This window comes from Aeromicrobium duanguangcaii, assembly GCF_024508295.1.
In the GTDB taxonomy this organism is placed as follows: Bacteria; Actinomycetota; Actinomycetes; order Propionibacteriales; family Nocardioidaceae; genus Aeromicrobium; species Aeromicrobium duanguangcaii.
The window spans coordinates 2,868,093-2,879,378 of sequence record NZ_CP101990.1 but is presented as its reverse complement, the minus strand read 5'-3'; the positions used below and the strand labels follow the sequence as shown (position 1 = coordinate 2,879,378).

Annotated in this window: 8 protein-coding genes and 1 riboswitch; of the genes, 5 read left to right on the top strand and 3 right to left on the bottom strand. The window is 71.1% G+C overall.

All coding sequences use genetic code 11. From position 1 onward, the window contains the following. Positions 1-56 precede the first annotated feature (56 nt). From NP095_RS14100 to NP095_RS14090, 3 genes are all read right to left on the bottom strand, one after another. Positions 57-3,182 (bottom strand): heterodisulfide reductase-related iron-sulfur binding cluster, encoded by a 3,126-nt coding sequence (locus tag NP095_RS14100; protein WP_232419568.1) that lies wholly within the window; start codon positions 3,180-3,182, stop codon positions 57-59. 94 nt (positions 3,183-3,276) lie between these two features. Beyond that, positions 3,277-4,458: an MFS transporter gene (locus NP095_RS14095; protein ID WP_232419569.1), complete on the bottom strand. Its 1,182-nt coding sequence runs from the start codon at positions 4,456-4,458 to the stop codon at positions 3,277-3,279. After that, entirely contained in the window at positions 4,455-5,000 is a 546-nt protein-coding gene (locus NP095_RS14090) for a DUF4916 domain-containing protein (RefSeq protein WP_232419570.1), read from the bottom strand. The genes NP095_RS14095 and NP095_RS14090 overlap by 4 nt, the downstream gene beginning before the upstream one ends. Before the next feature lie 156 nt (positions 5,001-5,156). Here NP095_RS14090 and NP095_RS14085 point away from each other — a divergent pair, with 156 nt between their 5' ends. The 5 genes from NP095_RS14085 to NP095_RS14065 all read left to right on the top strand — a co-directional run bounded on the left by NP095_RS14085 (position 5,157) and on the right by NP095_RS14065 (position 11,249). Further along, positions 5,157-7,340 (top strand): PT domain-containing protein, encoded by a 2,184-nt coding sequence (locus tag NP095_RS14085; RefSeq protein WP_232419571.1) that lies wholly within the window; start codon positions 5,157-5,159, stop codon positions 7,338-7,340. Positions 7,341-7,416: 76 nt separating this feature from the next. Then, positions 7,417-7,526, top strand: a riboswitch (TPP riboswitch). Then, positions 7,516-8,109: an ECF transporter S component gene (locus tag NP095_RS14080; protein ID WP_232419572.1), complete on the top strand. Its 594-nt coding sequence runs from the start codon at positions 7,516-7,518 to the stop codon at positions 8,107-8,109. Its footprint overlaps the riboswitch before it by 11 nt. Then, a complete protein-coding gene (locus NP095_RS14075) occupies positions 8,106-9,455 on the top strand; it encodes an ABC transporter ATP-binding protein (RefSeq protein ID WP_232419573.1) in 1,350 nt (449 codons plus the stop codon). The genes NP095_RS14080 and NP095_RS14075 overlap by 4 nt, the downstream gene beginning before the upstream one ends. Then, positions 9,452-10,126 carry an energy-coupling factor transporter transmembrane component T family protein gene (locus NP095_RS14070; RefSeq protein ID WP_232419574.1) on the top strand — a complete coding sequence of 225 codons (675 nt, stop codon included), beginning with the start codon at positions 9,452-9,454 and terminating at the stop codon, positions 10,124-10,126. The genes NP095_RS14075 and NP095_RS14070 overlap by 4 nt, the downstream gene beginning before the upstream one ends. Positions 10,127-10,247: 121 nt before the next feature. Then, positions 10,248-11,249, top strand: a complete 1,002-nt coding sequence (locus tag NP095_RS14065) for a DUF6801 domain-containing protein (protein ID WP_232419575.1) — start codon at positions 10,248-10,250, stop codon at positions 11,247-11,249. The last annotated feature ends 37 nt before the right edge of the window (positions 11,250-11,286 follow it).

The window sequence follows — 11,286 nt, the reverse complement described above, 5'->3', positions numbered from 1 at the left end:
AAGAACGCCGCGCCGGCACCCTCGGGGGGTGCCGGCGCGGCGCCGGGTGAGGACCGTCAGGCCTTCGTGTCGTCGTCCTCGTCGTTCGACGCGTCCGTCGCCGATCCGCTCAGGTCCTGACCCGAGGGGTTCGCGTCGCTCAGCGGCGCGGCATCCTCGGAGACCGGATCGGGCGCCGGGGCATCCTCGACCGGGGTGATGGCCGCCAGCTCCTCCTCTTCGGAGGTGGGCTCGGCGTGCTTCTCGGCCGGGATCTCGGGACGGGGGTCGTCGTAGACGACGCCCTCCGCATCGGGGTTCGTGACGTCGCCGCTCTCCGGGTGCGGCTCGGGCTTCGGCTCGTCCTCGATGGCCGTGTGGTGCTTGGGCTCGTCCTCGATCGAGTCGAGCAACGACGGCTGCTCGGGCTCGGTCGCGGGCGCGGCCTCGGTCTTCGGCTCGGGGTCGGGCGTCGACTCAGCCGCCGGCTTCGCGTCCGCCTCGGGCGTCGGCTCCTCGGTGGGCTCGGCCTCGGCCTTCACGGCGTCGGCGTCGGGCTGACCCAGACCTTCCTGCTTCTCGGTCTGCGCCGGTCCCTGCTCGTCCGTCGAGTCGAACTCCGGCTGCGACACCGCGTTGTCGACGGCCTCGGGCTCGGGGTCGGACTGGGCCGGCTCGTCCTCGGGCTCGGTGGCCACGGAGACGGGCTTGGTGCCCTCGGCATCGGCAGCGCCCTCGGGCGTCGCGTCGCCGGACTCGAAGATGCCGCCCGCGGTGCCCTTGTCGTCGACCGCGATGTTGTGCTTCGCGGCCACCTCGGCGTCGGCCTCGCGGCTGGCGCTGTCGGGATCGTCCAGGTCGTCGCCGCCGTCGGCGTCGCCGGACTCGTGGGCGTCGGCTGCGGCGCCCACCTCCTCGGTGTCGGTCAGGGTGCCGGCGTCGGCCTTCGCCTCCGGGCCGGGCTCGGCGTCCTCGGGCTCGTCACCGGCGTGCGACTCCTCGGCCGCGATGATCAGGGCCTCGGCCTCGGCCACCACGTCCTCCTCGGAACGCTTGACGGCCTCCAGCAGCAGCTGCGCGACGTCGAGCACCTCGACGTTCACCAGCGACTCGTCGTCTGCCTGCTTGGCGGTGAGGCCGTCGGCCAGCATGACGCGGCAGAACGGGCAGCCCACGGCGATCTTGTCCGCGCCCGTGCCGATGGCCTCTTCGGTGCGGTTGATGTTGATGCGGGAGCCGATCTTCTCCTCCATCCACATGCGGGCGCCGCCGGCGCCACAGCAGAAGGAGGTCTCCTTGCTCCGGTCCATCTCGACGTAGTCCGCACCGGTGGCGCCGATCAGCTCGCGCGGCGGCGAGTAGACCTGGTTGTGGCGGCCCAGGAAGCACGGGTCGTGATAGGTGACCTTGGCGGCGGGAGCGGCGGGCGCGACCGGCTTGAGCTTCTTCTCGCGCACGAGGCGGTTGAGCAGCTGCGTGTGGTGCACGACCTCGAGCTCGATGCCGAGCTCCTTGTACTCGTTCTTCAGCGTGTTGAAGCAGTGCGCGCAGGTCGAGACGACCTTCTTGACCTTCGTCTCCTGGAAGGTCGCGACGTTCTCCATCGCGAGCTGCTTGAAGACGATCTCGTTGCCCGCGCGGCGAGCGGAGTCGCCCGAGCAGGTCTCGCCGTCACCGAGGACGGCGAAGGTGACGCCCGCGATGTCGAGCAGCTCGGCGACCGCCTGCGTGGTCTTCTTCGCGCGGTCCTCGAACGCACCGGCGCAGCCGACCCAGAACAGCCACTCGACCTCGTCGAGGGACTCGACGTCGACGCCGACCTGCTTGACCTCGAAGTCGAGATCCTCGGCCCACTTCATGCGGTCGCGCGGGTTCATGCCCCACGGGTTCCCCTTGCGCTCCAGGCCCTTGAAGATGTTGTTGAGCTCGGTGGGGAAGTTCGACTCGACGAGCACCTGGTAGCGGCGCATGTTGTCGATGTGGTCGACGTGCTCGATGTCGACCGGGCACTGCTGGACGCAGGCGCCGCAGTTGGTGCACGACCACAGGACGTCGGGATCGATGACGCCGAAGAGGTCCTCGCTGCCGATGAGCGGACGCTCGAGCTCGCGCTGCTGCTCCTCGGTGAGCGTCTCGGGATCGGCGCCCAGCAGGGGGACCTTGGCGTAGGCGTGCTCGCGCAGGCCCATCATCAGCAGCTTGGGCGACAGCGGCTTCTCGGTGTTCCACGCGGGGCACTGGCTCTGGCAGCGACCGCACTCGGTGCAGGTGGAGAAGTCCAGGATGCTCTTCCAGGAGAAGTCCTCGACCTTGCCGACGCCGAGCTTCTCGAACTCCTCCTCCTCCATGTCCTCCATGGTCTCGAGGTCGAGCGGCTTGCCGCCGACGTAGAGGGGGACGAGGGCGCCCAGCGCGGTGGAGCCGTCGGCCTCGCGCTTGAAGTAGATGTTGAACCAGGCCAGGAAGCGGTGCCAGGCGACGCCCATCGTGAGGTTCTTGCCGATGACCATCAGCCAGACGGTGGCCGAGACGACCTTGACCACGGCGATGATCGAGATGGCGGCCTCGAGACCGGTGACGGACATGCCCGACCACAGGGTCTCGCCGATCCAGCCCGTCAGGGGGAAGTGGAAGGCGCTGGCATGGCTGTCGCCCTCGATCTTCATCAGCTGGTACTCGGCGCCGCGGATGAGGATGCCGGCGCCGCACTCGAGCGCGACCATGGCCTCGACGAAGTACGCCTGGCCGAAGCGCGAGCCGAAGAAGCGGCTCTTGCGGCCGAGGTTGCGCGGGTGGTTGCGCTGGCGGATCACGATGAGGGCCGCGATGCCGATCAGGCCGAGCCAGGCGATGGCCTCGCTGACCCACTCGAAGAGGAAGAAGTGGCCGATCAGCGGCAGCACCAGGTGCGGGTTCCACACCTGCAGGTACGCGGTGGCGACCGCGGTGCTGAGGATCAGGAAGCTGAAGAAGACCGCCCAGTGCAGGATGCCCACCCAGTGCCACTGGAGCATGCGGGTGTGACCGAGAGTCTCGATCAGCATGTTCTTCGTGCGGCTCTTCGGGTTGTCGGTGCGTCCGTACGCAGGCGTGCCGGCGCGGATGACTCCGAGCATCCGCTTGATGCCGGGTGCCAGGTAGTACACCGCCAACGCCGTCGAGACCACAGTGATCACGCCGGCGATGATGTTGATCGGTTCCATGCCGATTCCTCTCGCGGTTCAAGCAGTTTGTGCTGACCCTAATGTGCCGCGATCAGCGTTGCTGAGTTAGGCCTGCCAAAGCCCTGCCCAGATGTTACCTGCGAGTAGCAACCGGTACGAGCGCGACCGCCACGAGCGGGAAGACCGCGGTGCCGGCGAACGCCCAGCCGTACCCCGCGTGCTGGATGACCGCGCCCACGACCGGAGGGACGGCGGCGGCGGTGAGGTACTGGCCGGTGTTCTGGATCCCGAAGGCGCGTCCGGACCAGCGGGGGCCGGCGATCTCGGCGACGGCGGTGAACGCGAGGCCGTTGGGCGCGACGGTGACGACGGCCGCGAGGACCATGACGGCGATGGCCAGGGGAGTGGCGTCGAAGAGCGCGAGAGCGACCATCGAGACGGTCGCGGCCGCCGCGACCCGGCGCATCGGCCCGAGACGGTCGCCGACCCGGTCGGACCACCAGCCGGCGCCGATGCGCCCGGCCGCGCCCAGCAGCTGCGAACCGGCGTAGAGCGCTCCCGCGGCGGCGGCGCTCCAGCCGTGCCGGTCGATCAGCCACAGCAGCATGAAGCTCCAGACGACGTACTGGGGAATCACCAGCAGGGCCGAGGCACTGTGGATGCGCACCAGTCGCACGTCGCCGCGGTACGGGTTCGCCGCCGCGTCCGCGCCGGAGCTCGCGGGACGGGGCGGGTCGACGACCGTCAGCCCGACGAAGACGGTGGTGAGGACGGCCAGGCCCACACACAGGCCCACGACCGAGGCCACGCCGCGCTCGTCCACCCAGGCCGGGACGACGAGGGCGGCCAGCCCGACTCCCAGGGGCAGGCCGGTCTGGCGGATGCCCATGGCCAGCCCTCGCCGGTGCGCCGGGAACCAGCCGACGACGAGACGTCCGCTGGCGGAGTTGGAGCTGCTCGCTCCCACGCCGCACAGCGCGAACCCGGCAGCGAGCACCACGGTGTCGTCGGAGCGGGCGCCGGCCAGGGCGAGAGCGCTGCCGGCCACGAGGATCACGAGGCCGGCGGTCAGGGAGATGCGCTCGCCCACGCGATCGACGACCGCTCCCCAGGCCACGAGGGTCAGGAGCGTGCCGACGGTCGGCGCGGCGGCGAGTCCGCCGCTCGCGACGAGCGACAAGCCTTGGTCGAGGTGGAGGTACGGGATCAGCAGCAGGGGCGCGGAGACGATCGCGGTGGCCGTCACCTGAGCGGCCATCGCGGCCACGAGCATCAGCCAGGGACTGGGCTGGCGCGCGGGTGCCCGTCGGGTCACGCCAAGGCGCCGAGGTGCGCCATCGCCTGCTGCAGCAGGATTCCGCGACCACCCTCGAGCTCGTCGAGGATCGCGGGGGACAGCGCCTCCTGCGGCGTCAGCCAGCTCAGCTCGAGAGCATCCTGGCGAGGATCGCACTCGCCGGTGACGGCGACGACGTAGGCCAGCGCGACCGCGTGCTGACGGGCGTCGTGCAACGGGGTGATCCCGGGCAGCGGGAAGTACTCGGCCACGGTGAACGGGACGATGTTCGCCGGCAGCTGGGGGAACGCCGTGGGGCCGAGGTCCTTCTCGAGGTTGCGCATGAGCGCCGAGCGGATGGGCTCGCCGTGGAGCACCCGGCCCGACACGAACGACCGGGCCAGCGTCCCCGTGGTGGCCGAGCCACGCAGCAGGATGCCGACCTGCTCGACCTGGCCGAGGCTGTCGAGGCGGACGGGAACGGCCTCGACGTACAGGATCGGGACGCGGGAGCGGGTCTCCTCCAGCTGGAATTCCGAGAGCCAGCCGGGGTTCGGGTCAGGGGTGCGCACGGAGGGCATGGGCCCCATTGTGGTCGATCCATGGACAACGGCAGGGCGAGACGGGTCCGGACAACGGTTGTCACTGCCAGTTACAGCGCTTATGGTGAGGTGGATCACACGCCGTAGTTCGGCCTCGTCCTCTGTCGCGCAGGCCGCCGATGAGGGGATTCATCTGTGACATTGCTCCAACCGTCCCGCCGCGTCAGCGCCGCTGCCGCCGCCTTCGCCGTGGCACTCGCCGGCGCCGTCGGCGTGGGTGTCTTCAGTCCCGCCAGCGCCGACACCCCGCTCGACAAGAGCTTCGACTACATGTGTGTCGTCAAGGCCGGTGGCCTCAACCTCGGCAACCGTCCCGTGGGCGTGCGCGCCCAGACGACGGTGCCCGAGACCGTCAGCCCCGGTGACACGATCGCGCCGACCCCGGTCACCATCACCCTCGCGATGCCCGAGATCCTGCGTTCTTCGACGGCGGACCTCGTGGGTGGCGTCGCGGCCAGCGGTGGGTCGACCGACTCGGTCGTGACTCTCACGACCGGCGGCCAGAGCACCTCCGTGGCGATCCCCAACCTCTCCTCGCCGCGGCGCGACATCCCGCAGGAAGTGGATGCGCCCTGGACGATCCCCGCAGCCGGCACCGTGCCCGAGATCACCGTGCCCGACTACGCGGTGGACAAGGTCGACATCGGCCTGCCGGCGGCGTTCAACGTCGTCGCGACGATCTACACGGCTGCTCCCGCGCCCGATGACCAGGTACCCGCGACCCTCGCCTGCACCGCGGTCGCCAACCAGGACCTGACGCTGGGTTCGATCGGCGTCACGCCGGTTGAGGAGCCGACGACGGAGCCGACGACGGAGCCGACGACGGAGCCGACGACGGAGCCGACGACGGAGCCGACGACGGAGCCCACGACGGAGCCGACGACGGAGCCGACCACGGAGCCGACGACGGAGCCCACGACGGAGCCGACCACGGAGCCGACCACGGAGCCGACGACGGAGCCGACGACGGAGCCGACGACGGAGCCGACGACGGAGCCGACCACGGAGCCGACGACCGAGCCGACCACGGAGCCGACCACGGAGCCGACGACCGAGCCGACCACGGAGCCGACGACCGAGCCGACCACCGAGCCGACCACGGAGCCGACGACCGAGCCGACCACCGAGCCGACAACGGAGCCGACGACGGAGCCGACCACCGAGCCGACCACGGAGCCGACTGACCCGCCGCCCGCCGATCCGGTGGACCTGTCCAAGAGCTTCAACTACGAGTGCAAGGTGACGGCCGGCGGCCTCAACCTCGGCAACCACCAGTTGGGTGTCCTGGCCGAGACGACCGTGCCGGGGTCGGTGCGTCCGGGCGAGGTCATCTCCTCGCGCCCGGTCGGCATCACGCTGACGATGCCCGAGCAGCTGCGCGGGTCCACGGTGGACCTGCTCGGTGGCGTCGCGGCCGAGGGCGCCTCGACGGACTCGTCCATCACGCTCACCACGGGCGGCCAGACGTCGACCGTGGTGATCCCGCGACTGGCAGCGCCGCGCACCGCCATCCCGCAGACGGCCGGTGCGCCGTGGCTGATTCCCGCGTCCGGCACGGTCCCGGCGATCACCACGCCCGCCTCGGCGTCCGGCACGGTCCAGCTGGGCATGCCCCAGGCCTTCACGGTCCAGGCGACGATCTTCCCCGCGGAGGGCGAGAACATCTCCTCGGAGCTGACCTGCACCGGACCGGCGGACCTCGACCTCGGCAGCATCCCGGTCAACGGTGACCCGGTCACCGACCCGACGAGCCAGCCGACCTCGGAGCCCACGTCCGAGCCGACCAGCGAGCCGACCTCGGAGCCGACCTCGGAGCCGACCAGCGAGCCGACGTCCGAGCCGACCAGCGAGCCGACCTCGGAGCCGACCAGCGAGCCGACGGACGGAACCGGGAGCCAGGAGCCGGAGCTCATCAGCTCCGACGTCGTCTCGCCCGGTGACGTGCTCACCTTCTCCTTCGGGCAGAACTGGGTGGGTCGCAAGATCGCGTTCGAGCTGCACTCGGACCCGATCGCCATGGGCACGCGGACCGTGGACGTCTCGGGCCATGCGTCCGTGCGCGTTCCCGAGAACGCACCGCTCGGCCAGCACACGGTCGAGCTGGTGAACAACGACCGCACCATCGCCTCCGTGCCGATCGAGATCGTCGCGGCCGATGCGGGCGGCGAGGACGACTGGTCCAACGACGACGCGTACGACGACTCCGGCTGGCTCGCCTCGACCGGCGGCCCGAGTGCCGGTCTGGCCGCCCTCGGCGGGGCGTTGGTCCTCGCCGGCGCGGGTGTCGTGCTGATGCGCCGCAGGGCACGTCGGGACTGAGTCCGTAGGACCGAGGCGGGGGCGGATCTTCGGATCCGCCCCCGCTGACGTCTGCGCCCGGAACGGTTAGGCTGGCCGCACACGACAGGGGAGCGCCATGCAGAGGGCGCTGAGAGTGCGGAACAGCCGCAGACCCTTGAACCTGCTCCGGTTAGCACCGGCGAAGGGAGTCACGATGACATCTGCCATCCGTTCCACCTCCATCCGATACCGGACCCTCGACCTCGTCACGATCGCCATGCTCGGCGTCGCGTTCGGGGTCGTCTTCTGGGGATGGGGCAAGTTCTACGACGTGATCGACCTGGGGGCGGCGGTGGGCTTCAAGCCCGCGGCGGGCCTGCTCGCCGGGATGTGGCTGATCGCCGGAGTGGTGGGCGGGCTCGTCGTCCGCCGGCCCGGCGCGGCCTTCGCCACCGAGATGGTGGCCGCCATGGTCTCGATGTTCGTGCTGGGCGGCACCGCCTGGGGCGGCACCGTGCTGCTGTCTGGCATCGTCCAGGGGCTGGGCGCCGAGCTGATCTTCGCGCTGTTCCTCTACCGGCGGTTCGACGTGGTGGCCGCCATGCTCGCCGGTGCTCTCGCGGCCGTCTTCGCCTGTTTCTACGAGTGGTATTACTACTGGCCGGACTGGGACCTGCAGTGGCGGCTGGCCTACCTCGGCTTTTTCACCGTCTCCGGCATCGTGATCGCAGGGCTCGGCGGTTGGTTGCTGGTCCGCCGGCTGGCACAGGCGGGAGCGCTCGACTCGTTCCCTGCCGGCCGGCCGTGACGATCGCGTTCCGCGACTACTCCTGGACGCCGCTGCACGCGCCTCGGCCGATGATCGACCGGCTCGACCTGGTTGTCGAACCGGGCGAGCGGGTCCTGCTGGTGGGGCCGAGCGGCTCGGGCAAGTCCACCGCGCTGCATGCGGCGGCCGGAGCACTGGGCGCGACGCTCGTCGGCGAGTCCAGCGGTTCGGTCGAGGTCTCGGGCCGCATCGGCATGGTCACCCAGAACCCGTCCTCGTCGATCGTCGCGGACCGGATCGGGCGGGACGTCGCCTTCGGGCCCGAGAACCTGGGGCTGCCGCGCGACGAGATCTGGCGGCGGGTCCGGTCGGCCCTCGAGTCGGTGGGCCTGCACCACGAGCTGGATCGGTTCACCCACGCGCTCTCGGGCGGTGAGCGTCATCGCCTGGCCCTGGCGGGGGCGCTGGCGACCCGCCCCGACGTGCTGTTGCTGGACGAGCCGACGTCGATGCTCGACCCGGACCTCGCGGCGGAGGTGAGGGACTCGGTGCTGCGCGTCGTCGGCGACCGGACCCTGGTCGTCGTCGAGCACCGCTTCGAGCCCTGGCTCGACCACGTCGATCGGGTGGTCGTGCTCGAGGCCGGCCGGATCATCCTCGACGGCACGGTGGCGGAGTTCCTGGGCGCGGCCGTGCCGGACGCACTGTGGATGCCCGGGCGTCCCGCGCCGGTGCCGGCGACGATCCCGGCGGAGCTGGTCCGGCCGGTCGCGGAGGCGACGGTCGAGATTCGTGACCTCGTGATCGATCAGGTCACCCGCACGCTGCGCGGCACGGAGCGCACGCGCGCGGTCGACGCGATGACGCTGACCCTCTCGCCGGGCACGACCACGGCCCTCGTCGGGCCCAGCGGCGCCGGCAAGTCCAGCGCGCTGCTGGGCCTGGGCGGACTGCTGAAGCCGGTCTCGGGGCAGTGGACCGGGCCGGACGAGATGGGCTGGTGCCCGCAGGACCCCGAGGTCGGCTTCGTCGCACGATCGGTGCGCCTGGAGCTGGAGGCCACGCCTCGTGCGCTCGACCGCCCGGTCGACGTGGACGCGCTGCTCGAGGTGATCGGCCTGGCCGGTCGCGGGGACGATCATCCGTACCGGCTCTCCGGAGGCGAGCAGCGTCGGCTCGCGCTCGCCGCAGCGGTGGCACACCGGCCCGGCCTGGTGCTCGCGGATGAGCCCACGGTCGGGCAGGACCGAGTCACCTGGGCCGTCGTCGCCGGCTGGCTGGACACCGCCGCCGGGTGCGGCGCGACGGTGGCGGTGTCGACCCACGACGCCGATCTGCCGCGCGATCGCGACATCGTCCTCAAGGGCGGGGCGGTCGTCGGATGACCGGGCTGATCACGCGCTTCAACCCGGTCGTGCTGGTGGCGATCGCGCTCACGGCGGCGCTGGGGTCCCCGGCGATCCGGACGATGCCCGTCGCCCTGGTGTGCGTCGCGGTGTATGTCGTGACGTTGACGCTGCTCGTGCCGTCGTGGCGCTACCCGGCGCTGTGCCTGGCGCTCGTCGCGCTGCCCATCGCCAGCATCATGTGGTCCACCTGGCTCCTGGGCGGACGTGACCTCGAGGTCGCGGTGGTCGCGGGCCTGCGCACCTTCGTGATGACGTGGCCCGGGGCGGTGGCGGTCGGCTACGTCGATGTCGCGCGCCTGGGCGACTATCTCGCCCAGACGCTGAGGGTGCCGGGCCGGTTCGCGGCCGCGCTCTCGGCGGCGCTGCAGCGGGTCACCGGGGTCTGGCAGACCTGGCACGAGCTCGAGCGGGTGCGGCGATCGCGCGGCCTGCCGCGCCGGCCGGGCGCCATGGCGTTCACCCTGCTCGTGCACACCATGCGCGAGGCGACCGGCACGTCGATCGCGATGGACGCCCGAGGTTTCGCGTCCGCGGGTCGACGGACCTGGGCCGAACCCGCGGTGTGGACGCGGCTCGACGTCGCGGTGCTCGCGGCAGCGGTGGCCCTGGGCGCGCTTCCCGTGGCACTTCGCCTCATCGGCACCTGAGGTCACACCTCGGCACAGTGGCTTGCGTCACAATGCAACTTGGGGTTACAGTCGGTCGACGTTACCTGGCTCACAGTCGAGATCGCCGGGTGGCGACTTTGTTCTGGAGCGAGGAGACCCGATGCGCACGAGCGCCTCAGCAGTACGTGGCGGACTTCGGTTCACCATCGCCGCCGGCGTGGTCGCCGCGGGCCTGGTGCAGTTGGCACCCGCAGCCACCGCGGCCGACGCCAAGGTCGAGCGGGTCGGGTACACCTGCAAGGCCGAGAACGCCGTCATCAACACCTCGCTGCAGGGCCCCCAGCAGTTCTACGTCACCGCCGAGACCACGCTGCCCGAGAGCGTGCAGCCCGGTCAGACCGTCGCGGCCACGAAGGCCAAGCTGACGCTGTTCCTCCCGCCCAAGCTGGTCAACCGGCTGTACGGCCCGATGAAGGTCCGCCAGGTCAAGGGCGGCTCCGTCTCCGACACGATCCTGCAGGCCGTGGCGCCCGGCGTCGGCCTCGTCGAGACGCGCAACGAGCCGGTCCGCAACCTCCTGGTCAAGAACTGGGTGGACCTCAAGCCCGACCAGGAGGTCGCGATCGTCGCCGAGGGCGACGTCAGCGCCGTGCCCGTGCCCCAGGTCGACGGTGGCAACGGCCTGATCTACGTCCAGATGCCCCCGTCGTTCGTGCTGAACTCCGAGATGACCCCGCCGGTCATCGACGCGATCGACAAGGCCGACCTCAACTGCATCCGCGACAAGAGCGACGCCGCCTCGCGTGTGATCGGCACCATCAAGATCGGCGCCGGCTGCAGCGAGGCCGAGTGCCCGCTGCCGGCCGCCGACGCGCCCCCGCGTGGCGGTGGTGGCGGTGGCACCCCCGGCGACGGCAGTGGCACCGACCCCGACGTGATCGAGCCCGGTGCTCCGGCGCCCGTCACGGCCATCGACGGGTACAACGACGACAACTACGGCGTCAGCCCCGCCGACGCGGCCCGCGCCGGCAACGCCTCGTACCGGACCACCGAGCTCCCGGCCACCGGGTCGCCCTTCGGTCCGGTCCTGATCGGTGCGTTCGGCGCACTCGCCCTGGCGCGGATCGCGCTCGTCATCCGATCGCGTCGCCGCCGCGTCTGACGAATCGGTTCGGTGGGCCGCCCGGCAGGCGGTTCAG